Source organism: Planotetraspora phitsanulokensis (assembly GCF_016863295.1).
GTDB classification, from domain to species: domain Bacteria; phylum Actinomycetota; class Actinomycetes; order Streptosporangiales; family Streptosporangiaceae; genus Planotetraspora; species Planotetraspora phitsanulokensis.
In genome coordinates this window covers 303741-330234 of sequence record NZ_BOOP01000009.1, presented here as the reverse complement: position 1 = coordinate 330234, position 26494 = coordinate 303741, and the positions used below count along the sequence as shown (strand labels likewise).

Below are 26494 nucleotides of genomic sequence, written 5' to 3'. Positions count from 1 at the left end.
TCTCACCGTGTTCTCATCGTGTTCCGCGGAGCCACCCGAACGGCGAGCGCCTCCTGGCCCGCGGTGGCGGCGGGGGTCCGACGGGGGCGCCGGGGGAGGGGTGCCGCTCACGCCAGTCGCGGACGACCTCGTCCACGTCGAACGGCACCAGATTGAGGGGCGGACCGGACAGGGCCTTCCTGGTGCCCTCGGCGATCTTCTCGTTGATCTCCGTAATGATCGCCCGGACCTCGTTCTCCGTTCTCGCCCGCGACGCCGAGGCCAGGGCCTCCTCGGCCTCCTTGCGCAGGGCGAGGGTGCCCGGCAGCGGGAACGAGAGGTTCTCCTCGCGGAGTTTCTGCTTGATCCACCACATCTCGTCGTACGGCTTGCCCTGGTCGGGGAGGGGCTTGCCCGTACCGGGCAGATCGTCGAACGCGCCGCGCTCGGCGGCTTCGCGGATCTGCCGGTCGATCCATGTCTCGAAGCCCATTCCGGGTGGTTTGCGCTCCGTCACTGGCTCGCCTCCCGCGCACCGACAGCAGACACCGCGAGCATAACCGGGCGCCCCGACGGCAGACGGGAACGGGGTCCGGCCCTGCGCGTGCCAACCTCGGGCGGGAAAGGCGCGTCATCACGGCGAGCGCACTTTGACGAATCAGAGGAACGAATCAGAGGAACGGGCGCCGTGAATTCTCAGCGTGGAATGTTCGGGCAACGGGCGGTGGCGTTCTGGACGGTGGTGGGAGGAGTCCTCGCCGTCGTCACGTTCGTCGTCACCATCGTTCCTGGGCTCGCCTCGGGCACCGAGCCGAGCCCTGAGCCGTCGCACTCGCCGACCGCGGAATCGCTCTCCCCGTCGTCTCCCGCGTCGCCGCTCCCGCCGTCGCCGTCGTCGTGGCCGTCATCGTCTCCGCCGCCGACCGAGGACCCGACGGAGGAACCCTCCGACGAGCCGAGCGACGAACCCACGGAAGAGCCGACGTACGAACCGTCACCGGAGCCGACCGCGCACGAGTTCGCCTTCTCCTACAGCGGGTCCAGCGCGTACCCCTGTTCGGCCGAGGGGAGGCTGCACTCCGCGTACGGCTACGCCTCGCCGCTGACGGTCACCAACAACAGCCCGGAGCCGATCCAGATCTTCTGGCTGGACATGGCGGGAAACCGGCAGCAGTACAGCACTCTGCAGCCGGGCCGGTACTACCGGGTCGACTCCTACAGCAACCACGCGTGGCTGATCGCCGACCGTCGGGACGAGTGCGTCAAGATCTTCGGCATGGCGGCCGGGGGAGCGTACGTCATCGTGACCTGAGCCCGGGCGTGCCCGAGGGTCAGAGCGCGCCGCCCTCGATCGCCTCTTTGAGGCCCTCCTGCGTCTCCTGATGGGAGGAGACGCCGTTCCTCACCGTGAAGTCGATGAGCACGACGCTCGCCTCGAAGGTGAGGTGCTCGGTGACACGGGTCCGGCCGGCGCCCAGGTCCTCGAAGACGATCTTCTGGTGGGTGACCACGTTGGGCAGCGACCAGCTGTCGGTCTCGTAGAAGAACTCGCCGGCGTGGATCCGCTGCTGCGCGTGGGTCTTGCTCGTGACGGGGATCCCGGCGACGACGGGTATGTCCTCGATGGCCGTGAAGTCGATGTAGCGCGTGCCGCCCTCCGTCCGGTCCCCGTGGGTGACCACGCGCTTCAGGAACGAGTGAAGGCCGACGTGATTGCCGACGTTCGAGTACGCCGTGAAAACGTGCTCGATCGGCGCGTCGATATCGATGGAGATGTCGCGTTTCACCTGGCTCCGTCCCGTCAGCGGCAGCGGAGCGGTCGCGCATTCGTAGAACTTGTAGAAGTCCCATGCGGCCTGCCATTCGGCGGCGAGTTGAGCGTCGGTCTCGAAAGTCTCCGCGTGGACGGGATTCGAGAACGCGCCGAGCACGACCGCGGCCGTGAACAGCTGGATCGCGAAAAGTCGAAGGAGCTTCTTCACGGAACCTCATCAAGTGACAAGCGAAAGTGGCGAATGCCCTTATATCGCACTTGATCACACTAATGAACCTCCATTCGGGGGCATCGGGCAACAGAATTGAAACGACAGGTTCACACGCCGGAACGCGTGCCCTATCGTGGATGTGGGAGCGCTCCCATCGAATGGAGTGAAGCCGTGACCCCCCAACCGGATCCGCGCACCGCGGAGTGCCTGCTGCCCGCGGTCGGCGCGAGCGTCCCCCAGGCCCGCGCCCTGGTGCGCCGGGAACTGGACCGCTGGGGGATCCCGTCCCTGATCGACGACTGTGCGCTCATCGTCAGCGAGCTCGTGACCAATGCCGTACGGCACGGCGGCACCGCCCTCGCGCTCAGGCTCGTCGGCGGCGCCGGCTGGGTGTACGGCGAGATCTACGACCCGGGGGACGGCGTGCCGCGCATGCGCGAGTCCGGTGCCGACGCCACCAGCGGCCGGGGGTTGATGATCGTGGCGGCGCTGGCCGACGACTGGGGCGTCACCCGCCCGCAGCGCGGAGGAAAGATCGTCTGGTTCGTGGCCGGTGACGGAGCCTCATCGGGTCGGGCGACCCTGGGCGCCGACTGCCTCGCCTCGGTGTGCTGAGCCGTCTCTCGGTGTTGAGCTCTCTCGGTGTTGAGCCGTCTCAGCGCTGAGACGTCTCTCGGCGTTGACTGGTTTCCGGTGCGCCGGCCCGGCTCGACAGGGGTGAATGATCGTGAAATATGACGGTTTGATCACCCACTGTCGCCAGAGGGTGATCCCTGACACTCTGGGCGAGTGATCACCTTATCGATCGTCACGGCGGCTGAACCGCACCCGTATCCGCTGATCCGCGGGGGTGGGCTGTTTCTGATCTTCGTGGGGCTCGGCTTCCTCCTGGGGTGGATCGTTCCGAAGATCTGGATCCCGTCCGCCATCGCGGGCGGAGCCGTCGGGCTCACCGCCAGCGGTCTGAGCGCGCTGCTGCCTTCGCTGGGCAAACCGTCGGTCGTCCAGATCTCGGCCCTCGTCTTCTCCTTCCTCGTGGAGCTGGGGCTGATCGCCTTCGTCCTCAACAGGTTCAAGGAGGCCGACCAGCGGACGCAGATCCTCGCGATCCTGCTCGTGGTGGGCCTGCACTTCATCATCATGGGCCCCGCCCACGGCCCGCTGATGGCGCTCCTGGGGGTGGTGAGCGTCGCCAACGCCCTGCTGGGCATGCGGGTCACCGCCTTGCCGCTGCGAACCTTCGGCCTGGTCGACGCGCTGCTCAAGTTCGGATTCGGGATGGTGATGCTGCTCCTTTATCCGGCCCTCACCTATACCTGACCTGCCGCGCGGGCACAGGGATCTCGGTGCGGGTGACGGAAATCCGCCGGACTAGGGTCGAATCCGGCGAGGAGGTACCTGGCCGGCGAGGCACTGGGGGAATGCCATGGCGACGATGAAGGCGATCCGGCAGCACGAGTTCGGCGGGCCCGGCGTCCTGCGGTTCGAGGACGTGCCTCGTCCCGAGCCGATCGGAACCGAGGTACGCGTCCGGGTCCAGGCCGCGGGCGTCAACCCGGTGGACTTCAAGACCAGGTCGGGCCGTGGTCCGCTGCGCACCCTGCCGTTCACGGTCGGCTGGGACGTGGCCGGTGTGGTCGACGAGCTCGGCGGCGGCGTCACGCGCTTCGCGGTGGGTGACGAGGTGCTGGGCATGCCGTGGTTCCCGCGCGAGGCCGCCGCCTACGCCGAGTACGTCACCGCGCCGTCCCGGCAGTTCGTCCGCAAGCCGGCGGGGATGAGCGTCGCCGAGGCGGCGGCGCTGCCGCTGGCCGGGCTCACCGCCTGGCAGGCGCTCGTCGACACGGCCGGCGTCGAGGAGGGCCAGCGGGTGTTGATCCACGCGGCGGCCGGTGGAGTAGGACACCTCGCCGTGCAGATCGCCAAGGCTCGCGGCGCCCATGTCATCGGGACCGCGAGTCCGCGCAACCACGAGACGCTCACGGAACTGGGCGCCGACGAGCTCATCGACTATCGCGCGACTCGTTTCGAAGACGCCGTACGCGACGTGGACGTCGTCTTCGACCTGATCGGCGGTGACACCGGGCTCAGGTCGCTGACGGTGCTGCGTCCGGGCGGGCTGCTCATCGAAGTGCCCTCCGGCGCGAGCGCGGAGGTGCTCGCGGCGGCGGAGAAGGAGGGCGTGCGCGCCACCGGGTTCCTCGTCGAACCCGACGCGGAAGGCCTCGCGGGTCTCGTCGGTCTCTACGAGAGCGGGCGGTTGAAGGTGCTCGTCAGCAAGCGGTTCCCGCTCTCCGAGGCGGCCGCCGCGCACGAGGCCGCCGAGCACGACCACTCGATCGGCAAGATCATCCTCACTGTATGACCCGCACTCGCCCGGCATCGTCTCTCGAGATCGGGGAGGAGAAGGGTCCGCCTCCCCGGCAGGGAGACGGGCCCCGATTGTTCACGGACGACTCTCAACCCCGCTGACCGGCAACGATGCGTCCGCCGTCCGTATCAATGATCTTCAAATTGCGTTCACGGGGTGGAGGGGCGCGCCCTGGGGCAGGCGGAGCTCGGAGCTATGCTCGCCGCGTGGAGATCGAAAACGGCGCGGCGGACGCGCACGCGAACGGCCCGCACGCGTCGGCGGACGCGCACGGGAACGGCCCGCACGACCCGCCGACGTACGCGGTGTGGCGGTCCACCGCCGCCGACCCCGCCTTCAGCGAGTGGTTGCGCTCGGCGAGCGAGCCGGACTGGACCGCCGTGGTCACCCACCCGTTCGCGGCCGCGATCATCAGCGGCGAGGCGGACATGCGCCGCTACCTCGTCCAGGACTTCCAGTTCGTCGACGCCTTCACGGCGCTGCTCGGCGCCGCGGTCGCCGCGGCCGACCGGTTCGAGTCGCGGGTGCCGTTCGGCCGGTTCCTCGGGCAGATCGTCACCGACACCGAGAGAAGCTACTTCCACCGGGCGCTCGCGGAGCTCGGCGCCGGCGCGGACGACGTCATCTCGCCGGAGCTGGAGCCGGTCACCGTACGCTTCCGGGCGCTCATGGACGAGGCCCGCGTGAGCCAGGAGTACCCGGTGATCCTCGCCGTGTTGTGCCTGGCTGAGTGGATCTATCTCGGCTGGGCGAGCCGAGCCGCCGAGCCGCTGCCTGAGCGGTTCCTCTACCGAGAGTGGATCGACCTGCACAGCGGGCCCGAGTTCGAGGCGTGGGTGGGGTTCCTCCGCGGAGAGCTCGACCGGATCGGTCCCTCCCTCGGAGAGGACGGCCAGGCCCGGGTGCTGGGCTTCTTCCGGGAGGCGGCCAGGTTGGAGCGGGGCTTCTTCGACATGGCGGAGGGCTGAACGCCCTGGGCAGGCGGCGCTGAGCGCCCTGGTCAGACTGCGCTGAGCCGGGCCAGGCGGCGCAGCGACCTTCTGAGGAAGGCGGCGCCGACCGGCTTGGCCAGGTTCCAGCCGAGCCGTCCCGCCGCGCCGAAGGGCGGCTCCAGGTCCTCCTCCCAGACGATCGTGCTGCCCCCTCCCGGCCGGGGCAGGACGCGGAAGAGCCCTGTGCCGCGCACCGGCCGGCCGGTGTGGCGGACCGCGACCGTGTGGGGCGGATCCCAGTCGGTGATCTCCATCGTGTCGGTGAAGCCGATCGGGCCGACCCCGGTGAAGGCGGTCAGGGCGCTGCCCGCGCTGTGACCGTCGCCGGCGATCACCCGTGCGCTGGTCAGCGACATCCACTCGTGGTGCCGGCCCCAGTCGGTCAGCACGCCGAAGACCCGCTCCGGGCTCGCCTCGGCGTCGACGGCCACCGCGAGATGCGTCATGTCTGTCCCTTCGTGCCGCAGGCCGGATCCGGATGCCGGATCCGGCGTTCCAGGAGGTGGACGCGGACGCCGGCGTTCCGCGGGCCACTGTTAGCGTTGGCAGCCGTCGCACCGATACGTCTCCGGAGGGACGCAGCACGATGCCGGCCGGTTCCACACTTCCTCCTGCCCTGTCCCGCGCGCTGGCCTGGCCGGTCGCGCCCGGCGACCTGTCGGACATCAGGCACGTGGTGTTCGTCATGCAGGAGAACAGGTCGTTCGACCACTACTACGGGCACCTGCGCGGCGTGCGGGGCTACGGCGACCGCAACGCGGTGCCCGGCCGGACCCTGCGGTCGGTGTTCGAGCAGGACGGCGTGCTGCCCTTCTCCGTCCGGGAGGCGGCCAGGCTCGCGGGCGCCGACCCCATGCTGCTCGACAGCCACGACCACAGCTGGCTCGGCACCCACAACGCCTGGGCGATGGGCTGGAACGACGCCTGGACCCCCAACAAGGGGCCTTCGTCGCTGTCCTACTACGACCGGGATGATCTGCCCTTCTACTACGAGCTCGCCGACACCTTCACGATCTGCGACGCGTATCACAGCTCGGCGCTCACCTCCACGACGCCCAACCGCAACTACCACGTCTCCGGCCACACGGGCTTCGAGCCGGGCACGCAGCAGCGGGCTGTCGACAACGACGCGTGCGAGGAGGACGGCCACGCCGGCTACTCGTGGATCACCGTGCCCGAGCTGCTGACGCAGGCAGGCCACTCCTGGCAGGTGTACCAGGAATGGGACAACTACCAGTGCAACAACCTGGAGTTCTACGCCACGTTCAAGGCCGTCATGGCCAAGCTCGGCCAGACCAGCATGCACTCCTTCTACCAGGCGGTCCGCGCGGTCGACGACCCGGCGCCGCTGCTCGCCGAGCTTGAGGAGCGGGTGGCCGCGCTCGGCCCCGACGACCGGGACCTGTACGAGCGGGCGTTGCGCCGTACCCGGACGGGCGCCCTCGGGGAGTGGTTCTCCGCGGACGTGGCCGCCGGGCGCCTGCCCGCCGTGTCCTACATCGTGACGTCCCTCGCCGACTCGGAACATCCGGAGGGCTCGTCGGCTGTCGAGAGCGGGAAGGTGATCTACCAGGTCCTCGACGCGCTCGCCTCACGTCCCGACGTGTGGGCGCACACGGCCGTCTTCATCACCTACGACGAGAACGACGGCTTCTTCGACCACGTCCCGCCGCCGGTGCCGCCGGACGGCACGCCGGGGGAGTTCGTCAACGGGCGGCCCATCGGCCTCGGCGTGCGGGTCCCGATGCTCGTGGTGTCGCCCTGGACCGTGGGCGGCCACGTCTGCTCCGAGACGTTCGACCACAGCTCGACCGTGCGGTTTCTGGAGACCTGGCTGGGGATCAAGGCGCCCGACATCAGCGCGTGGCGCCGCCAGGTCGTGGGTGACCTGACCTCTGCCTTCGACTTCGCCGCCCCATCGGCGCCGGCCGTCTCCACGGCCTCAACCGTCACCTCGCCGGGTGCCGCCGACCCGGCGCCGGCTCGTGGGGAGAACGCCGCCCGCTGGTACCCGGTGGTGCCCGACGAGCAGCGGATGCCCGTCCAGGAGCCGGGGACCAAGCCCGCGCGGGCTCTGCCGTACCAACCGGACGCCCACGCCAGGGCCCGCGGGCGCGCCGTGGAGATCACCATGGCCAACCGCGGCGTCGCGAGCGCGCACCTCGCCCTCTACGGCTACATGGGCGAGCTCGTCCGGCCCCAGCACTTCGACGTCGTCGACGACCTGCGGGAGGCGGTCTACTTCCCGACCGACTCCTACGACCTGCTCCTGACCGGGCCGAACGGCTTCCGCAGGCACTTCCGCGGCGGGCTGGCCGACCAGGTCGAGGTCACGAGCGAGATCGACCCCGGCTCGCGTACCGTCCTCATCGACCTCGTCAACACCGGAGGCTCGCCGGCCGACGTCCGCATCGCCCCGCTCGCCTACGGAGGGGAACCGCGGTCCCTTCGACTGCCCGCCGGCGGCGTCGAGCGGGTGGAGTGGCAGGCCGCGTCCGGGTGGTACGACCTGCTGGTGACCGTGGAGGGGGACGACGGCTGGCTGCGCCGCCTGATGGGCCACATCGAGAACGGCAGGCCGAGCGTCACGGGCTGACCAGCGGGGTCGGGTTCACCCGCGGGACACCGGGTAGGGGAGCCCGGTAGGCAGGTGACCCGTGATGCCGGCGACCATCGCGCTGGCGGGGGACACGATGCTCGGGCGCGGCGTGGCCGAACGCGTCGCCCGGTCGGTGGATCCCGCCGCATTCTTCTCGGAGGATCTCCTCGAGGTGCTCGGGGAGGCGGACCTCTTCGTGCTCAACCTCGAGTGTTGCGTCTCCGACCGAGGCCGGATGTGGGACGCCCCGGGCAAGCCGTTCCACTTCCGCGCGCCTCCCCAGGCCGCCGAACTGCTCGCCCGGCTGGGCGTCGGATGCGTGACGCTGGCCAACAACCACGCGCTCGACTACGGCCCCGACGCGCTGCTCGACACGCGGGACTGGCTTGACCGGTCCGGAATCCGGTACGTGGGGGCGGGGGCCTCCCAGGAGGAGGCCAGGCGACCGGAGGTCGTCACCGTGGGAGGCCTTCGCGTCGGGGTGCTCGGCGTGACCGACCACCCGGCCGACTTCGCGGCCACCGCCGTGCGGCCGGGCGTCAACTACGCCGACCTGATGACCGGCGCGCCGCCGTGGCTCGTCGCGGACGTGGAGGACCTGGGTACGAAGGCCGACGTGGTGGTCGTGACCCCGCACTGGGGGCCGAACATGATCGGGCGGCCGAGGCCGTACGTCCGTTCGGCCGCCCAGTCCCTCGTCTCGGCGGGGGCGGGGCTCGTCGCCGGGCACTCGGCGCACGTGTTCCACGGCGTCGCCCCGCCCGTCCTCTACGACCTCGGAGACTTCATCGACGACTACATCGTGGACGCGGAGCTCCGCAACGACCTGGGCCTGCTCTTCCTCGTCACGGTGGACGAGCAGGGGCCGGTGCGGCTGCACGGCGTTCCGATCGAACTGCTGTACTGCCGTACGCGGCTCGCGCATGGCGACGAATGGCGGTGGATCCGCGACAGGTTCGCCGCCGTGTGCGCCGGACTCGCCCCCACCGGGCCGGGCGCACCCGATCAGGGTGGCACGGTCACCGAGGAGGACGGCCGGCTCGTGGTCGACATGAGGTGAGCCCCGCAGGCTCCGGAACGGATCAGGCGTGGACGAGCGGGGTGTCGACGAGGTGCTCCGCCAGGAACCAGGCCTGCAGCTCACCTGTCCGGATGACGTCGGAGACCAGCAGGTCGTTGGTCCCGTCGTCGCCCTTCTCGTCGGCGGTCGCGGCCGCGTCGTGCGCGGCGACGAGGATCATCTCGTGCGCCTCCAGCAGACGCGACAACATCGCGGGGACCTCTTCCACGCCGTCCGGCGGCCGTTTGATCACCGTGATCTCCGCGACGTGCCGGGGATCGCCCACGGCGACTCCGCCGAGGGTCTGGACCCGCTCGGCGAGCTTGTCGACCAGTTCGAGCTGCTCCTCGGCGTGTTTGTCGAGGAGCAGGTGGAGCTGGTAGAAGGTCGGTCCGCGCATCAGCCAGTGATGCTTCTTGTAGAGGCTGTAGAGGATCTGCGTGTCGGCCAGGATCTGGTTGAGGCGCTGGCACGAGTGCATCCGGGTCTCCATGGAGAGACCGACGGGGAACTGCCGCACGGTCCCGAACTCCTGGATCTCCATACCCTTCTGATGCAGCCAGGGCTGGCTGCCGCCACCGGAGCGGGCCTTGGCGGAAGACTTGACACTCAAGGTCGTTCTCCTCCCATTCAGGGGCTTCTTACAAAGTGTTCCGGCTGCCACGTATGAGGACCCTTGTGCGATATCCCGAAATTTCCCCTTATTGAGTAAAGAGGTGACCGTTGAACCGGGGTCGCGGATCCCGCGTACCTCGAAGGTGATGAGAATTTCACGCCCAGGGGCGCGTGCCGGACGGCGCGCCACCCCCGCCCTGCTGCTCGTCCCCGCCCTGCTGCTCGCCGTCGCGTGCACGGCCGAGCAGGCGCCCCCGCCCGCGGCTCAGGCCCCTCCGCCCACGGTGGAACTGCTCGCCGCCAAGGCCGGATGCACCCCGAAGATCCAGATCGACGCCAAGGAGTTGCGCCAGGGCTACTGCACGACCTCCATCGGCACGTTCTTCATCACGACGTTCGCGACCCAGAAGGGGAAGGACGAGTGGATGGACCAGGCGCCCGAGTACAGTCCCCACCTGGTCGGGAACCTGTGGACCGCGCTGGCGCCCCGGGCCGTGCTCGACAAGCTCCGCCGGCAGATCGGCGGGGACCTCCACCTGATGGACCACAGGAAGAGTCCCACTCCGGCGGGATAGCGAACGGGTACGCTCGACATCCCGCGCCCGGCGAAGCCGCTGCAGGAGGTCGAACGTGGGACACAGGTCAGGACACCGAGCCGGACGCCCGTCCTCGCTCGCTCGCACGTTCGCCGTGGTCCTCGCCCTCGTTCTCGTCGCCTCCGCGTGCGGCGGGAAGGAGAGGCAGACGCTGACGGTGTTCGCGGCGGCGTCGCTGACCGGTCCCTTCACCTCTCTCGGCCGGACCTTCGAGGCGTTGCATCCTCAGGATTCCGTGCGGTTCACCTTCGGGGACAGCGACGCCCTGGCCCAGCAGGTCGCCCGGGGCGCGGGCGTCGACGTGTTCGCGGCCGCGAGCGCGTCTGCGATGCGACGGTCGGGTGCGCCGGCGTCGCGGGTCTTCGCCCGCGACGGGCGCGGCGACTACCTGATCGGATCCGCGCCCGAGACCGCCCATCTGGTCCTCGCGCGGGAGTTCATCGATCTCGTCCTGTCCGACGAGGGCCGCCGGGTCCTGGCCGCTGCGGGGTTCACCCCCGTCTAGCTCCCGTGCCCGGCTCCCGCGGTGACGCGAGCCGGGGGGCCGTCGGGCCCGGCTTCGCTCTCCCGGTGGATCGCCGCCACGATCCGGTCGAGGGCGGCCAGGTCGCCGGGGTCGAGAGACAGCAGGGGAGCGGGCGGCTCGCCCAGGATCCGTTCGGCCAGCGCCGCGGCCTTCGCTCCCGCGCGAGTGACCGTCACGATCTTCGCCCGCCGGTCTTCGGGATGCGTCGCCCGTTCCACCAGCCCGCGCCGCTCCAGGTCGGCGACCACCACGCTGGTGTACGGAGCGTCGGTGGCGAGGTGCTCGGCCAGGTCGCGCAGCGTCAGCGGGCCGCGGAGGAGGCGCCGCAGGGCCTTGGCCCGGACGAAGCTCATGCCGAGGGCCTCGCAGACCTCCTTGCGCCGGTCGTGCGCGTCCAGGACCAGGGCGCGGATGCCCTGCCAGACCCTCGCCGCCGTCTCCACGTCGCCGCTCATGGGATCGTCACCGCTTCCATGGTCTTGAGGCGCTCCGCTGTTCGGGCCGCGGTGCCTTCCGCCCAGCGGCCGGTGGTCAGGAGGGCGAGGCTCAGGATGAGCGCGCCGTACCCCGCAATGATCCACCAGGCGAGGTGGGCCGCGGGCATGAACTCGTCACCACGACCGGCCGCGGCCACGACGGACCCTGTGATCGCCACGCCGAGGGACTGGCCGATCTGACGGCTGGTCGAGGCGACGGCGGCGGCCACTCCGGCCTGCTCGAGGGGCATCCCCGAGACGGCGGTGTTGGTGATCGGCGGGTTCAGCATGCCGAACCCGAGGCCGAACACCGCGAAGACGGCGAGCAGCAGGACGAGTGGCGTGTCCAGTGCGACCTGCGCGAGCAGCACCCCCGTCACGGTGATGCAGGCGCCGGAGATGAGCAGCGACGGCCTCGGCCCGCGGATGCCCACGAGACGGCCCGACAGCGGCCCGAAGACCATCGCCATCAGCGCGATCGGCAGCGTGCAGAGCCCGGCCTCGAGCGCGGAGAACCCTCGATGGCTCTGCAGATAGAGCGTGTTGAGGAACAGGAAGGAGCCGAGGCAGGCGAATCCGCACACCGCGATGGCCGCCGCCCCGGAGAACGGCGCGCTCCGGAAGAACCGCACGTCGATGAGCGGCTCCACCCTGCGGTACTCGTAGACGATCAGGCCCGCGAGGGCGAGCACCGTGACGGCGAAGCAGGCGAGGATCCGCGGGGAGGTCCAGCCGGTGCCGGGCCCCTCGATGATCCCGTAGGTCAGGGACGCCAGCAGGGCGATCACGAGCCCCTGCCCGACGGGGTCGATGCGGCGTGCCTTCTTCGCCTTGGACTCGGGCACGAACTTCCACGTCAGCAGGAAGGCGAGCACGCCGATCGGCACATTGATCCAGAAGATGGCCCGCCAGCCGACGGTGTCGGTGAGCAGGCCGCCGATGACGGGCCCCAGCGCCATGCTGATCCCCACGACGCCGCCCCACACGCCGATGGCCTGCGCCCGCTCGCGGCGGTCGGTGAAGGTGTTGGTGATGATCGACATCGCGACGGGGTTGAGCATCGAGCCGCCCACCGCCTGCACGATGCGGAAGACGACGAGCCAGGTGAGGCTCGGCGCGAGGCTGCACAGCAGCGAGCCGACCGTGAAGGCGACCAGACCGGTCTGGAAGGTCCGCCGGCGGCCGATCCGGTCCGCCGTCGACCCCGACAACATGAGGAGGCTCGCGAGCGTGAGCGTGTACGCGTCGATCGTCCACTGGAGACCGGAGACCGGGGCGTGCAACTCGTGCCCGAGCGAGGGCAGGGCCACGTTCACGATCGTGTTGTCCAGTGCGACGATGAGCAGGCTCATGCAGCAGATCAGCAGTACGAGAATCCGCCTACGGCGGGACATGCGATTACTCCTCAATTAGTTGTACTAACACAACATTACCCGTACCGCTGAATGTGCTTGCCGGAGGGTGAACAGAATGGAATTCTGTTCGCATGCGTGCGACGGCCAACGGGATCGAGATCTGCTACGAGTCCTTCGGCGACCCCGAGGGACGGCCCCTGCTGCTGATCATGGGGCTCGGAATGCAGATGATCGGGTGGGACGAGGAGTTCATCGGTCTGCTGGTCGACACCGGCCATCACGTCGTCAGGTTCGACAACCGCGACGTCGGCCTGTCCTCCCATCTCTCGGAGCCGGCCGATCTCGCGGCGGCGTTCGGTGGTGACACGTCGGGCGCGCCGTATCTGCTGGCGGACATGGCCGGCGACGCCGCCGGACTGCTGGACGTCCTCGGCTGGACGAGCGCCCACGTGGTCGGCGTGTCGATGGGCGGAATGATCGCCCAGTCCCTCGCCATCGGGCACCCGGGCCGCGTCCGCACGCTGACGTCCATGATGTCGACGACGGGCCCGCGAGTCGGGCCGCCGACCGAGGCGGCCATGGCGGCGCTGCTCACGCCGCCTTCACCGGACCGGGAGGCCGCCGCGGAGCGCGCCCTCGCGTCGTGGGGGGTGATCGGCTCACCGGGCTACGCGATGGACGCCGAGCGCGTCGCCAGGGTGGCGCGGGAGAGTTACGACCGGGCGTACGACCCGCAGGGGGTGGCCCGCCAGCTCACGGCGATCCTCGCCTCTCCCGACAGGACGGAGGGGCTGCGTGGGCTCACGATCCCCGCGCTGGTGATCCATGGTGAGGACGATCCGCTGGTGACGCCCCCCGGCGGAGTCGCCACCGCCGACGCGATCCCGGGGGCCAAGCTGCTGACGTTCCCGGGCATGGGGCACGACATGCCCCGCGAGTTGTGGCCGGTGTTCGTCGAGGCAGTCACCGAACTGACGAGCCGGCCCTGACGAGCCGGGAGTCCGGCTGAAGACTTCGCGCAGGATGCTCAGCCGGTGAGCTCGGCCCGCCGGAGGATCAGGCGCGGCCGTGTCCCGCCGTGGAGGGCGCCCTGCTGAGCCCGAGGGCGAGGGCGGGACACATGTCGGCCGCCTGCAGAGCGCCCCGGAGGTGCCGTGCGGGCACCGCGGCATCGGTGAGCACCGGATAACCGAAGCCGTCCAGCTGCACGAGGTCGGGAGCGATATGGCCGCACAGACCGTGGCCTGCGCAGCGAGACCAGTCGACGGTCAGCCGCAGTCCGGTCGTCTCCGGGACCTCCTCGCCGGGGACCGGCAGCAGTCCGCGCACAGGCCGGCCGCATCCGCCTCCGGCGACGTGCGTGGCGACATCGTCGGAGAAGACGTCGAGGGCGGAGAGCAGGAATCTGGTCGCGCCGTCCGGATGGTGGCAGGCCCCCCGTCCGCGGACCACCCCGCTCGCCTGCCTGACGGCCGAAAGCGCCTCGGCGCCGTCGCTGCCCGCGGCCAACGAGGAGAAGGACCGGGCGATGGCGGGCAGGCCGAGTCTGCACGGCCCGCACTGACCCGCCGACTCGGCCCCGAGATAGTCCGCGACTCGGGCGACCTCGCCCAGCGGGCACGTCCCCTGCTCCAGGGGCACGATGATGCCGGCGCCCAGAGCGGCTCCGGCCTCGGCCATGGACTCCCGTGACACCGCCACCGTGGCGGCCTTGGCGGGGGAGAGCCACGCGCCGTGGTAGCCGCCGACCATGACGCCCTGGCCCGCGGACACCCCGCACTGGCGGAGCACCTCGGAGAGCGGGACGCCGGTCGGGGTCTCCACCACGACCCGGCCACGGTCCGGGACGGTCACGGTGAGCAGGACCGTGCCCGGCTCGGTTCCCGTGCCCGTCGCCCGGTAACCCTCCGGCCCGAGCTCCGCGAGAACGGCCAGCTGGGCGAAGGTCTCCGCGTTGGACAACAGCGTCGGCAGGCCGTCGACGCCGCTTTCTGCCGCCCGGACCTTCCGGCCAGGCGGGATGGGCGTCTCGCCGTTCACCCCTCTGACGAGAGCGCCCCCCTCTCCGGTGATGAACCGTTCCGGCAGGTGGACGACCCTGACGGAACCGGACAGCCCGGCGTCCTGTATCGCGGTCGAGATGGAGCGCCCGGGGACCCCGCCGTCCGTGACGCCTATGACGATCTCGCGCGCGCTCAGCGCCCGTGCGGCGAGTACGGCCCCGTCCAGGACGAGATGCGGTGTCCGGGCGAGAAGCGCCTTGTCCTTGGCACTCGCCGGCTCGCCCTCTGTCGCGTTGACGAGCACCACAGGCCGCACATCCCGGCGCTCGGCCGCCTGGCCGACCGCCGTGAGCTTGCGGGCGAAGGGGAAGCCTGCGCCGCCGCGGCCGCGGAGGTCGACCTCTCCGGACAGCGCGACGAGGTCGCGCAGGGAGAGGCGGGACAGCGGCCGGTGACGCTCGCGGTGGGCGGCGAGGTTCAGCCGTTGCAGGCGGTCGAGGCCGTGGAACAGCCGCGCCGGGCCGATGGTGAGGATCTCCTGAGCGCCGCTCACTTGTGACTCCCTGTCCATTGCGCCGCCTCAGCCTTGAGCTCGGCCCAGAACTGCTCGTCGGGGATGCCCTGCACCTCCGTGACCAGCGAGTCCCGGGCGGCGCGGTTCGGCACGTGGACCTCTCGCCGGCGTGTCCTTCCGCGCCGCCACATCCAGGAGGCGAGCCTGGCGACAGCCATGACGACGACCAGCAGAAAACAGGCCGTGTAACTGAGGGTCACCCAGTCCTTCGCCGCACGGCCGGCGTTCAGCCCGTGCGCGATGGCGATCGGCCAGCAGAGGTAGGCGGTGATGTGGAGGACCCGCCACGTCCACGGTCGCCCTTGACCGATGAATCTGCCGCGGGCCACCCCGGTGGCGAAGACGATGATCATCATGTCGCTCGCGATCGTCCCCAGGCCGATCCAGACGGCGCGTTCCTGCCCGCCGTCGAACGGCACGGCGACGTCCAGGACCGACGCGTGCCCCTGGAGGATCTTGAGGAGCACATGCGCGACCAGGAAGCTCATCGACATGACGGCTGTGGCCCGGTGCGCGGACTGGGCGAGGACGCGGAGCCTGATCGGCATGAAGCGCTCGGAGGCCGCCAGGCCCGCCACCACGGCCGCGCTCAGCGCGACGAGTGCGAAGACGCCGGAATAGAACTCCAGGAAGGCGCGGATGCGGATGACGACACCGGCGCCCTGTTCTGTGGATCCGGCGGCCACGATCCCGGCGAGGGCCGCACAGATCAGGAGGGCCCGCATGGCCTTCCTGATCCCAGAGGTACGGGCTGCCTGCCTGGCGAGTGCGTGATGTTGCTCCATGGGCGTCCTCAGCGCGAATGAGTCGACCGGGGGGACGGCCTGGCCGAAGGAGAACGGGGGGACGGCGTGGCCGAGTGAGATCGGGGGGACGGCGTGGCGGAGGGAGGCCGCGGGGCCGGTGAAGGAGAGGCGTCGACGGGCCCGAAGTTGAGCAACGGGTTGCCCGCGTCCACCCGCAGACCGGAACGATCGGCCCAGACCTGGTCCCCGGCGGCGTGCAGGGTCCAGCCGCCGATCTGCGTGCCCTCCAGGGGCATCGGGCTCGCACCGCTGAAGAGGGTGAAGTCCACCGTCGGGGGCCCCGATGCCGGCGCCGCGCCGCCGCAGGGCCGTGCGGTGCCCGTATGCCCGAGATAGTCGCCCTCCTGTACGAGGGCGCCCTCCTTGACGTCGGGGACGTCGGCCATCTGGTAGTACTCGGAGGCCAGGCCGTCGGCGTGGATCAGCAGAAGCATGCTCTGGCTCGCCGAGCGTGTGCAGAAGCGGTACAGCCTGCCCGGTGCGGGGGCGAGGACACGGCCGTCGCCGCCGCTGAACTGCAGAGCGTCGTTTCCGGCGACGGAGTGCATCGTCCACGACTGACCCGCGCTCCATGGAAGCGTCATCCCGGTGGCGACGCCTTCCTTGGCCGACACGGCCTCGCCGTACTGCTCCAGGATCGGGCGCTCGTCCGCCGGGATCACCGTTGTGGGCGCCTGCCGTACCAATCGGACGAAGTCCTCGACGCCGGCCACGGCGACCTGCCACGTCTTCCCGGACCTCCGGGCGACGAACACGGACGGGTCGGGCACGGCCGCCACGCCCGGGGGCGGCGGGATGGCCGCGGTCCCGAAGGCCCAGCCTTTGGCATCGTCGATTCGGGTCAGGTGCACGTCTGGCTGAGGGAGGTCCTCGACGCCGAAGGCCGCGCGCGCCGACGCGCCTCGCTGCCTCAGCACCGTCGTCCGTACCTGGCCGAGCGGCGCCGCCAGGTCCGTCCGGGTGGCCTTCGGGGTCGGATGCGGCCGGCGACCGCTCGGCGTGGCGCTCGAAACCTGGGCCTTCACCGCGCGGTGGGGCCCCACCCGGGCGATGATCTCCTGCTCGACGATGGCGCACAACGCCAGGCCGACAAGGACGGCGACGAGCCCGCCGATCCGCGCGACGCCGTTGGCCAGCGGCAGTATCGAGCGGTGTCCGGGCGAGGATCTGGGCATCAACGCACCCGGTCGGTCCGGATCCGCGGGGAGAGGACCTCAACGCGGGGGAACGCCCATGTCAAATGCCGCATCACCTGTCTGATCGCCCTCCGAATCCGCACCGGGGCTGACCACGTCTCGACGCCATCGGTCATACCGGCCAGTAGCAAGACCCCACTTTATGGCGATAAGTGGGGGTTGGCTGGTTAGGCTACGCCAACGCGCGACGGCGGCGGCACGAAGTCGGACGGTTGCCTGCGTGAGGACGCGTCACCCTCGCCGGCTGATCCGGGGTCTCCCGGTGTCGTGGCCGGTATTCGTCGAAGCGGTCGCCGGGCTGACGGGTACTGGCGGGCGGGGCGTGACGGGCCGGGAGACCGCCGGGCCTGCGGCCTCCCGGGTTCGTGGCGTGGTCACACGTCGAGCTTGTCCTCGATCGTGCGCAGTTGGTGACGGGCCATCGCGAGGTTGGCGCGGTTGCGGTCGAGGGCGAGGTAGAGGAACAGGCCCTTGCCGCCCCGGCCCGCGAGCGGGCGGATGATGTGGTACTGCCCGCCCAGGGTGATGAGGATGTCCTCGATGGAGTCCTGGAGCTGGAGGGCCTCCATCGCCCGCAGCTTCGCCTTGACGACCTCGGTGTTGGCCGCCGCGGCGACCTGGAGGTCGAGTTCCTTGGAGCCGCCGATGGTGCCGAGCGCCATGCCGCTCCCGTAGTCGACGACCGCTCCTCCGATCGCTCCGTCGATGGCCATCATTTCCTTGAGTGAAATGTCCATGTTCGCCATGCTTTTGCTCCTATTTGATATTCGGGGAATTCATTCGCGTTCGACGATGGCGGCGAGTCTCCCCGCCGTTTTGCGGCCCTCCCTCCGGAGCAGGCCGAGATTGGCCCCGGGGCCCACGAGAACGGTGAGGACGAGCTTCGCCCCCGCGGCGTAGCACGCGGCGTGGCCATCCGTTCCGGACACCAGGGTCTCCTCGAGCCGGCCGACCTTCGCGAGGTCGGTCATCCGGCGGCTGAGCGACAGCAGCGCCGAGGTGAGCGCAGCCGTCTGCTCGGTGTCGGCGGGCAGGTCCGTCGTCACGAGCATGCCGTCGACCGTGCAGGTGAGCGCCCCGGTGATCTCCGGCGCGCGGCTCCTGAGCAGGACGATCTCCTCGTATATGTCGCGGCGCAGATCCATCGGGACCCCCTTTCCGGCCCGCTTGAGCCACGAGCGCGTGATCACTACAGCGCCTCCAGGGCGTCACGCAGCCTGATGAGCAGGTTCACATCGGTGGCGTCCGCCAGCGGTGGGGGCCGCCGCTCCGCCGCGTCCCCCGACGGCTTCGCGGGGGTCCGCTTCGGCAGCGCCGGCGCTCCCGGCTCGTCCTCCGCCGACGTGGCGAGCAGCCCCGCCGCGGCGAGCTCCCGTACGGCGAGCAGGGTCGAGTAGGCCGGACGCCCGAGGCGGCGGGCCAGGTCGAGCGGGGTGGCCGTGGAGTCCGCGGCGAGCACCAGCTCCCACTGGGATGCGGTGAGGAGCACGTGCCCGCCGTTGAGGCGCCCCACGGGGACGACGGCCTGGCCGTCGAGCTCCCCGGACGGCCAGGCCTGCTCCAGCCTGGCCCTCCTCCGTTCGCACTCGCGGAACAGCCCGGGGACGTCGAAGTACCAGTGCGTGCCGAGCCAGTGGGTGTCCCCCTCCTTGAACCTGGACCTGGGCGTCCCCGCCGGCCGCAGCAGGAAGAACGACGCGTCCAGGGTCGCCCCCAGCACGCAGAACTCCAGCTCTCCCCGGCTGAGCACGCCCTTCTGGACCAGGAGGTCGCCCCCGTCGGCCTCGGGCCCCGACGCCTGCCGTATCCCTCGCACCCCGGAGGCGCTGATCCGGCCGGAGGCCGTGAGCAGTTCCTCGACTCCCGGGGTGGTCGCGCACTCGACGTACGACACCCGTCCGCCGGTGAGGTAGACGGTCCCGTCCTTGCCCACGCGCAGGGAGCCGGTGGCGTTGTCGGCCGCGAGCCGGGTCAGGACTGTGTCGAGGGTGGGAGGGGTCATGGCTCAATGGGCCATCAGCTGGTCCGTGATGGTGCCCAGCCGCCACTGCGCGAGTGCGAGGTTCGACCGTTCCAGATCCAGCCGGAGGCAGATCAGGAGTGGCCCGTCGAAGACCATCTCGATCGTCTTGATGAGGTGGTGGCTCGTCTCCGTCGTGATGATCATGTTGTCGATCCGCACGGTCCCCTCCGGAGACGCCAGCGCGATCCCTTCGAGCGCCGCGCGGAAGGTCTCGGTGAGCCCGGCCGCCGACCTCGCGGGATCGGGTAGCCCGCTCCCCATGACCGCCATGCCGCTGACGGGTTCCACCAGGACCGCGTCGAGCGCGCCGGGAATCGACATGACCTCCGAGAGGCAGTCCTCAATCCCGATCACGTCGACTCCTCGCCTGTCAGCCGATACAGCGCGGCCAACATTAGAGAAGCCGGTGGGCGTCACTCCGGTGCCGTGGGTGAGTCATCAAGAGATGAGATAAACGATTTAGCGACATCGAATAAGGATTGTCCACCTAGGTGGGAAACATCGATTTTTCGTGAAGTTTATTCATTTTGTGCACTTGCGACATCAGGGAAATATCCCGGCATCTAGCTACATTCCTCTGCGGCCGACATGTTCCGCCCCTGGCCGCTCGAGCAGTGGCGCACGCCGTACAGAATGGAGGCATGGAGCGGATCCTGGTCAGCGCGTGCCTGCTCGGCAGCCGCGTGCGGTTCGACGGCGGCGCGAAGACCAGCGACGACGAGCTGCTCGCCTCCTGGAGGGCCGAGGGGCGGCTCGTGCCGTTCTGCCCGGAGGTCGAGGGCGGGCTGTCCGTGCCCCGTCCGCCCGCCGAGATCGAGGGCGGCGTGGGCGGCGCCGCCGTCCTGGCCGGGGCGGCCCGGATCCTGACGCCGGGCGGCGACGACGTGACGAACGCGTTCCTGTCCGGCGCGCAGCAGGCGCTGGCGGTCGCGCTCTCGTTCGGCGTCCGGATGGCGATCCTCAAGGAGGGCAGCCCGTCGTGCGGCTCCCTGCGGATCCACGACGGCACCTTCCGCGGCAGGGTGACCCCCGGTCAGGGCGTGACCGCGGCGCTCCTGGAGCTGAACGGCATCCGCGTCTTCGGCGAGGACCGCCTCCCTGAGGCCGCCCTGCACCTGGCCGATCTGCTCAGGGAGACAGCGGGTCGGGAGCGGTGAGCAGGTCGGGGGGCGTGATGACGGCCTTCTCGTCCGGCTTGAACACCAGCACGTTGTCGACGTAGGACCGCACCGCGGCCTCGAGCCCCACGTCCTTGCCTGCGGCCTCGGACATGAACCAGCGGTGGTCGAGCACCTCGTGGAAGAGCTGCGCGGGCTCCAGCTTGCGCCGCAGGTCGGCGGGGACGGCGTTGACCACCGGCTGGAAGACCTCGGCCAGCCACCGGTGGGCGACGATGGCCTCGTCCTCGTGCCGCAGCCCGTTCGATACGCGGAACGAGTCGAGGTCGTTGAGCAGCCTTCTGGCCTGGTTCTCCTCGACGTCCAGGCCGGTCAGCCGGAGCAGGCGCCGCTGGTGGTGCCCGGCGTCCACGACCTTGGGCCGCACGATCAGCCGCGACGTGCCGGCCTTGCGGCGGACCATCATCTCGGCGACGTCGAAGCCGAGCGAGTTGAGCCGGCGGATCCGCTGGTCGACGCGGTGCCAGTCGACCTCTTCGATGATCTCGTCCTGGGTCAGCTCGTCCCAGAGCCGCTCGTAGCGTTCGACGAGCTGCTCGGAGAACGCCAGCGGGTCGATCGTGGGGTGCAGCAGGCCGCCCGCCTCCAGGTCGAGCATCTCGCCGAAGATGTTGACGTGCGCGACCTCGATGTCGTGCGACCGCTGACCCTCGGTGAGGGTGGGGTGGAGCTCGCCGGTCTCGGCGTCGACCAGGTAGGCGGCGAACGCCCCCGCGTCCCTCCGGAACAGGGCGTTCGACAGCGAGCAGTCCCCCCAGTAGAAGCCGTTCAGGTGAAGCCGTACGAGCAGGACGGCGAGCGCGTCGAGCAGGCGGGTCAGCGTGTCCGGCCGGATCGAGCCCGACAACACCGCGCGGTAGGGGAGCGAGAACTGCAGGTGCCGGGTGATCAGGGCGGAGTCCAGCTCGGAGCCGTCCTGCGCGGTCCTGCCCGTCACCACGGCGACCGGTTCGACCGCGGGGGTGTCCAGCCGGGCCAGGTCCCACAGCAGCTTGTACTCCCGCTTGGCGTACCTGGCGCTGATCTCCTTGATCGCGTAGACCCGCCCGGCGAGCCGCGCGAAGCGCACGACGTGCCGGGAGATGCCGCGCGGCAGCGACACCAGGTGGTGGGCGGGCCATTCTTCGAGGGGGAGGTCCCAGGGCAGCCGGATCAGCTCGGGATCGCTGGGAGCGCCGATCATCTGCAGGGGCACGACTGCTCCTTTTTCGGGGTCTTCATCACCAGTGTCCCGGATAGAGTCGGGCGGTATGACACTGGTGGACGACTTTCTCGACTGGTATCTGGCCGAGCATCCGATCAGCGCGACGCTTCTCGGCGCCGGTGGCCACGACCGCACTCTGGGTGACTTCACCGAGGCGGGATTCACGGCCAGGGAACGTGCCGAGGAGGAGTGGCTGCGGCGGCTGGCGGAGTACGCCCCCGCCTCCCTCGACGACGAGATCGACCGCGACCTCGTGCTCTCGCACCTGCGCGGCGCCGTCGCCCAGGCCCGCCGGCCGGAGTGGCGGCGCGATCCCGCGCCGTACCTCAACGCGATCTTCGCGTCGATGTTCACCCCGTTCCAGCAGCGGCTGGCCCCGGAGGCCGACCTCGTCGACGCGGCCGTCGCACGGCTCGCCGACGTCCCCGGCGTGCTGGCCGCCTGCCGGGAGAACCTCGATCCCGGCCTCGCGTCCGACCTGCTCGTCCGCCGCGGTCTAGATCAGGCCCGTACGGCACGGCACTTCCTCACCGCGACCCTGCCTGCGGGAGTGGCGGACGAGAAGCTGCGCGCGCGGCTGGTCCAGGCCGCCGAACCGGCCGCCCGGGCGTTCGACGACTTCGTCACGTTCCTGGCGGGTTTCGAGGCCGGCGGGACCTGGCGGATGGGCGAGGAGCTCTACTCGACCCTGCTGCGAGAGCGGGAGCTGCTCGGGTACGGCGCCTCCGAACTGCACGAGAAGGGTCTCAAGGCCTGGGACGAGCTCGACGGGCGGATGCGCGAGGTCGCCGGGCGACTCGGCACCTCCGACTGGCGGGCCGCCATGGAGACGCTCATGGACGACCACCCGCCCACGCTCGAGGCGATGCGCGCCGAGTACGAGACCGAGACCTTCCGCGCCCGCGACTTCGCCCGCGACCGGGGCCTGGTCACCTTCCCGGAGGGCGAGGACTGCCGGGTCCTGCCGTCCCCCGAGTTCCAGCGGCCGCTGATCGCGGTGGCCAACTACCTCGCGCCGCCGCCGCTCACGACGTCGAGGGCGGGCGTCTTCTTCGTCCCGTTCACGCCGGACGGTTACACCGACGAGCAGGTACGGCAGCGCCTGCGCACCAACTCCCGGGCGCAGATGCCGTCGATCGCCGTCCACGAGGCGTATCCCGGCCATCACTGGCACCTGGCGTGGATGGCCGGCAGCCCGAGGAGGGCGCGCAAGATCTTCCGCACGCCGTACTTCGTCGAGGGCTGGGCGCTCTACGTCGAGAAGGTGATGCACGAGCAGGGGTACTTCGACACGCCGCAGACCGAACTCGCGCACCTGGACTGCCGGATCTTCCGCGCCGCGCGGATCGTCGTCGACACGGCGCTGCACTGCGGCGACATGACGATCGAGGAGGCCGAGACGTTCATGACCACCAAGGCGTCGCTCTCGCCCGGCACGGCGGTGGGAGAGGTCGGCAGGTACTGCGCGTGGCCGACCCAGGCTCCCTCGTACCTGACGGGCGCTCTGGAGATCGAGCGGATCAGGGACGACTACCGGGGCGACCTGCGGTCGTTCCACGACGCGATCGCGGGGTCGGGAGGCCTGCCGCTCGGGCTGGCCAGGAAGGCGGTCATCCCGGCATAAGGCTCGTGCATGATCACGCCGAGGGGTCAGGCGGCGGGCGGCGGGGTGAAGGCCCGGATGATGACGTCGGCGAGTTGCTCCTCGGTCAGCACGGTGGGCGTGCCGACGCCGAGGGCGCGGACGTACACCTCGCAGAGCCACTCGAGCAGGCGGGTGGCCTCGAAGGCCTTCTCCAGACCGGCTCCGATCGTGACGCCGCCGTGGTTGGCCATCAGCGCCGCCTGCTTGCCCGTCAGCGCCTCCTGGACCTTCGCGGCGAGTTCGGGCGTGCCGTACGTCGCGTACTCGGCGACGCGGACGCTGCCGCCCAGCAGGAGGGAGTTGTAGTGGATCGGGGGCAACTCCGTCATGGTCGTCGCCACCACGGTCCCGAAGACCGAGTGGGTGTGCACGACCGCCGTCGTCCCCGTCGCGGCGTAGACGGCCAGGTGCATCGGGGTCTCCGACGACGGGGGCAGGTCGCCCTCCACTATGGTTCCGTCGAGCCGGATGATCGGGCAGTCCTCGGGGCGCAACCGGTCGAGCGCGACGCCGGACGGCGTGACCGCCACGAGGTCGCCGTCCCTGGCGCTGAGGTTGCCCGAGGTTCCGATGACCAGGCCGAGCTCCGCGGCCCGCCTGCCGTAGTCGCACAGCTGCCGGCGAAGCTCCTCCATGGCGGCGAATCTAGACGATCGCCCGAAATAACGCCAACCTGGTCTATACCAGTCCTTGATCAGGCCTTATGCGCCTACTTGATTCGATCGGGTCATCCGACCTTTGTTTAACCAGTGTTTAACCTGCACAAACGTGTATATAGTCTGTGATCGTCGGCGCGGATTCATCCCAGTCGGGTTACGGGTTGGTCTAGACCGACGACAACATCTTGACGCTGTCGTGGCCGGGCCGTACGTTCCACCAAACGTTTAGGAAACTTTCCTAATTGACCCCGCCACGGGAGAGTTGATGACTAGTACCCCCCGCGAGATCACGCGCCGTCAGATGATCCAGCGCGTGGGCCTCACCGCCCTCGTCGCCGGTCCCGCCGTCGGCCTGCTGAGCTCGTGCGCCACCTCCGGCGGCGACTCGGCCGCTCCGTCCGCGGCGCCCAGCGCGGCAGCGACGTCGGCCACCAACCCGTTCGGCGTGAAGACCGACGCGCCCCTCGAGGTCGTGATCTTCAAGGGTGGTTACAGCGACGAGTACGCGACCCAGTCGCACGAGCCGCTGTACAAGAAGGAATTCCCCCAGGCGCAGATCAAGCACCAGGGCATCCAGACGATCAGCCAGACCCTGACCCCGCGCTTCGCGAGCGGCGACGTCCCCGACGTGGTGAACAACTCCGGCACGGACATGCTCGACGGCGGCGCGCTGATCGGCGCGGGCCAGCTCCTCGACCTCACCCCGCTGTTCGAGGCGCCCTCGATCGACGACCCGAGCAAGAAGGTCAAGGACACCATCGTCCCCGGCACCGTCGAGTCGGGCTTCGGCGGCGACCCGGCCAAGCCGTACACGCTGAACTACGTCTACACCGCGTACGGCCTCTGGTACGACGCGAAGATGTTCGAGAAGAACGGCTGGACCCCGCCGAAGACGTTCGAGGAGTTCAAGACCTTCGCCGAGGCCGCCAAGGGCAAGAACATCGTCCCGTTCGCGTACGCCGGCAAGAACGCCTCCTACTACGCGTACTGGATGATCCTGATCTCGGCCGCGAAGATCGGCGGCAACGAGGTCCTGCTCAACATCGACAACCTCGCCGACAACGCGTGGAACGCCGACGCGGTCAAGCAGGCCGCCACCGCGTGGGCCGAGATCGGCAAGTACATGGACAAGTCCTACGAGGGCCTGATCCACACCGAGGTCCAGACCCAGCAGAACCAGGGCAAGATCGCCCTCTACCCCTCGGGTTCGTGGCTGGAGTCCGAGCAGGCCAAGGACACCCCGGCGGGCTTCGAGTACGCCATGTCGCCGACCCCGTCGGTGAGCGCGAGCGACAAGATGCCCTACGAGGCGATCCGCGCCGCCGCCGCCGAGGGCTACGTCGTGCCGGCCAAGGGCAAGAACCCCCAGGGCGGCCTGGAGTACCTGCGCGTCATGTTGTCGAAGGAGGCGGCCAAGGCCTTCACCGAGAAGACCAAGAGCCTCACGGTCGTCGTCGGCGCCACCGAGGGCATGACCCTGTCGCCCGGCCTGACCAGCGTCGTCGCCGCCCAGACGGCCGCCGGCCAGAACGTGGTCACGTACTCGCTGTTCGAGACCTGGTACAAGGAGCTCGAGACCGAGCTGCGCAAGCAGACCAACGCGCTCATGTTCGGCCGCATCAGTGCCGACGAGTTCTGCGCCAACATGCAGAAGGCCGCGGACAAGACCAAGGCCGACTCCTCCATCAACAAGCAGTCCCGGAGCGTGTGATCCGATGCGGCATGGCAAGCTGACACCGGCTGCGCTGCGGAAGTACGGCTTCGTCGTCTCCTTCCTCGCGGTGCCGGTGCTCCTCTACGTGGTCTTCGTGGTCTGGCAGTACATCCAGGCGTTCCAGATCTCGTTCACCAACTCGAGGGGGATCTCGCCCAACTTCGACTACGTCGGCTTCGACAACTTCACCCGGTTGTTCGACGACGAGGTCTTCTGGGCGGCTGTGCGTCACCATGTGGTGCTTCTGCTTGCCATGCCGCTGATCACCATCGCGATCGCGCTCTTCTTCTCCTTCCTGCTCAACCTGGGCGGAGGGCAGCGCAACGGCCGGATGGTCGGTGTGCCCGGCTCGGCCTTCTACAAGATTGTCTTCTTCTTCCCGCAGGTCCTCGCGGTCGCCATCGTCGGCGTGCTGTTCCAGGCGATCCTCCGCCCGGACAAGGCCGGCGTGTTCAACAGCGCCCTCGGCGCGGTCGGCATCGGCCCCGTGGGCTGGCTGATCACACCCAGCCTGGCCCTGTGGACGATCATCGGGGTCATGGTCTGGCAGGCCGTCGGCTTCTACGTCGTGCTGTTCTCCGCCGGCATGGCGTCCATCCCCAAGGACGTCTTCGAGGCGGCCGCGCTCGACGGGGCGGGGCGCATCACGCTGTTCTTCCGGATCACGATCCCGTTGTTGTGGGACACCCTCCAGGTCGGCTGGGTCTACCTCGGCATCGCCGCCTTCGACGGCTTCGCGCTGGTGCAGGTGTTGTCGGTGGACCGCGGAGGTCCCGACAACGCGACGACCGTGCTCCCGCTGGAGATCTGGCGCAACGCCTTCACCTACTCCAAGTACGGCGTGGCCTCCGCCATGGGCGTCGCGCTGTTCTTCATGACGCTGACATTCGCGGTGCTCACCCTCCGGGTGACCCGGCGCGAGAGGATCGAGTTCTAGC

Annotated in this window: 29 protein-coding genes; 14 read left to right on the top strand and 15 right to left on the bottom strand. The window is 69.8% G+C overall.

Annotation, left to right across the window (positions count from 1 at the left end):
- Nucleotides 1–13 precede the first annotated feature (13 nt).
- A complete protein-coding gene (locus tag Pph01_RS13440) occupies nt 14–496 on the bottom strand; it encodes a DnaJ family domain-containing protein (protein ID WP_204073383.1) in 483 nt (160 codons plus the stop codon).
- 171 nt (nt 497–667) lie between these two features.
- Here Pph01_RS13440 and Pph01_RS13435 point away from each other — a divergent pair, with 171 nt between their 5' ends.
- Nucleotides 668–1291 (top strand): VHL beta domain-containing protein, encoded by a 624-nt coding sequence (locus Pph01_RS13435; RefSeq protein ID WP_204073382.1) that lies wholly within the window; start codon nt 668–670, stop codon nt 1289–1291.
- A 19-nt stretch (nt 1292–1310) separates the two neighbouring features.
- On the opposite strand, the gene Pph01_RS13430 is transcribed toward Pph01_RS13435, so the two are convergent.
- Complete coding sequence (locus Pph01_RS13430) at nt 1311–1961, bottom strand: SRPBCC family protein (protein WP_204073381.1); 651 nt, start codon at nt 1959–1961, stop codon at nt 1311–1313.
- Between the two features lie 174 nt (nt 1962–2135).
- Between Pph01_RS13430 and Pph01_RS13425 the strand changes: the two genes are divergently transcribed.
- From Pph01_RS13425 to Pph01_RS13410, 4 genes are all read left to right on the top strand, one after another.
- On the top strand, nt 2136–2579 hold the full coding sequence (locus tag Pph01_RS13425) for an ATP-binding protein (RefSeq protein WP_204073380.1): 444 nt from the start codon (nt 2136–2138) through the stop codon (nt 2577–2579).
- A 174-nt stretch (nt 2580–2753) separates the two neighbouring features.
- The gene (locus Pph01_RS13420) at nt 2754–3284 is read left to right on the top strand and encodes a DUF6609 family protein (protein WP_204073379.1); all 531 of its coding nucleotides are present in this window, start codon (nt 2754–2756) and stop codon (nt 3282–3284) included.
- A gap of 106 nt (nt 3285–3390) precedes the next feature.
- Nucleotides 3391–4329: an NADP-dependent oxidoreductase gene (locus Pph01_RS13415; RefSeq protein ID WP_308441892.1), complete on the top strand. Its 939-nt coding sequence runs from the start codon at nt 3391–3393 to the stop codon at nt 4327–4329.
- A gap of 212 nt (nt 4330–4541) precedes the next feature.
- A complete protein-coding gene (locus Pph01_RS13410; protein WP_239116664.1) occupies nt 4542–5303 on the top strand; it encodes a TenA family protein in 762 nt (253 codons plus the stop codon).
- 32 nt (nt 5304–5335) lie between these two features.
- Here the strand turns inward: Pph01_RS13410 and Pph01_RS13405 are convergent, their stop codons facing one another.
- Nucleotides 5336–5773, bottom strand: coding sequence for an SRPBCC family protein (locus Pph01_RS13405; protein WP_204073377.1), 438 nt, complete (start codon nt 5771–5773; stop codon nt 5336–5338).
- Nucleotides 5774–5913: 140 nt separating this feature from the next.
- Here Pph01_RS13405 and Pph01_RS13400 point away from each other — a divergent pair, with 140 nt between their 5' ends.
- Together Pph01_RS13400 and Pph01_RS13395 are read left to right on the top strand one after the other, a co-directional pair.
- Nucleotides 5914–7923, top strand: a complete 2010-nt coding sequence (locus Pph01_RS13400) for a phosphocholine-specific phospholipase C (protein WP_239116663.1) — start codon at nt 5914–5916, stop codon at nt 7921–7923.
- A 64-nt stretch (nt 7924–7987) separates the two neighbouring features.
- Nucleotides 7988–8986, top strand: a complete 999-nt coding sequence (locus Pph01_RS13395) for a CapA family protein (RefSeq protein WP_204073375.1) — start codon at nt 7988–7990, stop codon at nt 8984–8986.
- A gap of 22 nt (nt 8987–9008) precedes the next feature.
- On the opposite strand, the gene Pph01_RS13390 is transcribed toward Pph01_RS13395, so the two are convergent.
- Nucleotides 9009–9530, bottom strand: coding sequence for a Dps family protein (locus Pph01_RS13390; protein WP_204073477.1), 522 nt, complete (start codon nt 9528–9530; stop codon nt 9009–9011).
- Nucleotides 9531–9747: 217 nt separating this feature from the next.
- Between Pph01_RS13390 and Pph01_RS13385 the strand changes: the two genes are divergently transcribed.
- Nucleotides 9748–10176 carry a hypothetical protein gene (locus Pph01_RS13385; protein ID WP_204073374.1) on the top strand — a complete coding sequence of 143 codons (429 nt, stop codon included), beginning with the start codon at nt 9748–9750 and terminating at the stop codon, nt 10174–10176.
- A gap of 55 nt (nt 10177–10231) precedes the next feature.
- Complete coding sequence (locus Pph01_RS13380; protein WP_204073373.1) at nt 10232–10702, top strand: substrate-binding domain-containing protein; 471 nt, start codon at nt 10232–10234, stop codon at nt 10700–10702.
- Here the strand turns inward: Pph01_RS13380 and Pph01_RS13375 are convergent.
- Both Pph01_RS13375 and Pph01_RS13370 read right to left on the bottom strand, forming a co-directional pair.
- Nucleotides 10699–11178: a MarR family winged helix-turn-helix transcriptional regulator gene (locus Pph01_RS13375; RefSeq protein WP_204073372.1), complete on the bottom strand. Its 480-nt coding sequence runs from the start codon at nt 11176–11178 to the stop codon at nt 10699–10701. The genes Pph01_RS13380 and Pph01_RS13375 overlap by 4 nt on opposite strands.
- On the bottom strand, nt 11175–12593 hold the full coding sequence (locus tag Pph01_RS13370; RefSeq protein WP_204073371.1) for a DHA2 family efflux MFS transporter permease subunit: 1419 nt from the start codon (nt 12591–12593) through the stop codon (nt 11175–11177). The genes Pph01_RS13375 and Pph01_RS13370 overlap by 4 nt, the downstream gene beginning before the upstream one ends.
- Nucleotides 12594–12685: 92 nt before the next feature.
- On the opposite strand from Pph01_RS13370, the gene Pph01_RS13365 reads away from it, so the two are divergent.
- On the top strand, nt 12686–13543 hold the full coding sequence (locus Pph01_RS13365; RefSeq protein WP_204073370.1) for an alpha/beta fold hydrolase: 858 nt from the start codon (nt 12686–12688) through the stop codon (nt 13541–13543).
- A 67-nt stretch (nt 13544–13610) separates the two neighbouring features.
- Here Pph01_RS13365 and Pph01_RS13360 read toward each other — a convergent pair whose 3' ends face one another.
- The 7 genes from Pph01_RS13360 to Pph01_RS13330 all read right to left on the bottom strand — a co-directional run bounded on the left by Pph01_RS13360 (nt 13611) and on the right by Pph01_RS13330 (nt 19510).
- Entirely contained in the window at nt 13611–15110 is a 1500-nt protein-coding gene (locus Pph01_RS13360) for an NADH-quinone oxidoreductase subunit NuoF family protein (RefSeq protein WP_239116662.1), read from the bottom strand.
- Complete coding sequence (locus tag Pph01_RS13355) at nt 15107–15916, bottom strand: hypothetical protein (RefSeq protein WP_204073368.1); 810 nt, start codon at nt 15914–15916, stop codon at nt 15107–15109. Before Pph01_RS13355 ends, Pph01_RS13360 begins: the two co-directional genes overlap by 4 nt.
- 8 nt (nt 15917–15924) lie before the next feature.
- Entirely contained in the window at nt 15925–17112 is a 1188-nt protein-coding gene (locus tag Pph01_RS13350; protein WP_204073367.1) for a hypothetical protein, read from the bottom strand.
- Nucleotides 17113–17507: 395 nt separating this feature from the next.
- Nucleotides 17508–17879 (bottom strand): hypothetical protein, encoded by a 372-nt coding sequence (locus Pph01_RS13345; protein WP_204073366.1) that lies wholly within the window; start codon nt 17877–17879, stop codon nt 17508–17510.
- A 30-nt stretch (nt 17880–17909) separates the two neighbouring features.
- Nucleotides 17910–18278, bottom strand: coding sequence for a roadblock/LC7 domain-containing protein (locus tag Pph01_RS13340; RefSeq protein ID WP_203881589.1), 369 nt, complete (start codon nt 18276–18278; stop codon nt 17910–17912).
- A gap of 44 nt (nt 18279–18322) precedes the next feature.
- Nucleotides 18323–19135 (bottom strand): hypothetical protein, encoded by an 813-nt coding sequence (locus tag Pph01_RS13335; RefSeq protein WP_204073365.1) that lies wholly within the window; start codon nt 19133–19135, stop codon nt 18323–18325.
- Nucleotides 19136–19138: 3 nt separating this feature from the next.
- On the bottom strand, nt 19139–19510 hold the full coding sequence (locus tag Pph01_RS13330) for a roadblock/LC7 domain-containing protein (RefSeq protein ID WP_204073364.1): 372 nt from the start codon (nt 19508–19510) through the stop codon (nt 19139–19141).
- A gap of 287 nt (nt 19511–19797) precedes the next feature.
- On the opposite strand from Pph01_RS13330, the gene Pph01_RS13325 reads away from it, so the two are divergent.
- Nucleotides 19798–20313 carry a 2-thiouracil desulfurase family protein gene (locus Pph01_RS13325; protein ID WP_204073363.1) on the top strand — a complete coding sequence of 172 codons (516 nt, stop codon included), beginning with the start codon at nt 19798–19800 and terminating at the stop codon, nt 20311–20313.
- Here the strand turns inward: Pph01_RS13325 and Pph01_RS13320 are convergent.
- Complete coding sequence (locus Pph01_RS13320; RefSeq protein WP_204073362.1) at nt 20285–21529, bottom strand: DUF4032 domain-containing protein; 1245 nt, start codon at nt 21527–21529, stop codon at nt 20285–20287. The two genes, Pph01_RS13325 and Pph01_RS13320, sit on opposite strands and share 29 nt — an antisense overlap.
- A 55-nt stretch (nt 21530–21584) precedes the next feature.
- Between Pph01_RS13320 and Pph01_RS13315 the strand changes: the two genes are divergently transcribed.
- Complete coding sequence (locus Pph01_RS13315) at nt 21585–23162, top strand: DUF885 domain-containing protein (protein WP_239116661.1); 1578 nt, start codon at nt 21585–21587, stop codon at nt 23160–23162.
- Nucleotides 23163–23188: 26 nt separating this feature from the next.
- Here Pph01_RS13315 and Pph01_RS13310 read toward each other — a convergent pair whose 3' ends face one another.
- The gene (locus Pph01_RS13310; protein ID WP_204073361.1) at nt 23189–23818 is read right to left on the bottom strand and encodes a class II aldolase/adducin family protein; all 630 of its coding nucleotides are present in this window, start codon (nt 23816–23818) and stop codon (nt 23189–23191) included.
- Between the two features lie 289 nt (nt 23819–24107).
- Here Pph01_RS13310 and ngcE point away from each other — a divergent pair, with 289 nt between their 5' ends.
- Both ngcE and Pph01_RS13300 read left to right on the top strand, forming a co-directional pair.
- Nucleotides 24108–25553 (top strand): N-acetylglucosamine/diacetylchitobiose ABC transporter substrate-binding protein, encoded by a 1446-nt coding sequence (ngcE, locus tag Pph01_RS13305; protein ID WP_204073360.1) that lies wholly within the window; start codon nt 24108–24110, stop codon nt 25551–25553.
- Nucleotides 25554–25557: 4 nt separating this feature from the next.
- On the top strand, nt 25558–26493 hold the full coding sequence (locus Pph01_RS13300) for a carbohydrate ABC transporter permease (RefSeq protein WP_204073359.1): 936 nt from the start codon (nt 25558–25560) through the stop codon (nt 26491–26493).
- Nucleotide 26494 lies beyond the last annotated feature (1 nt).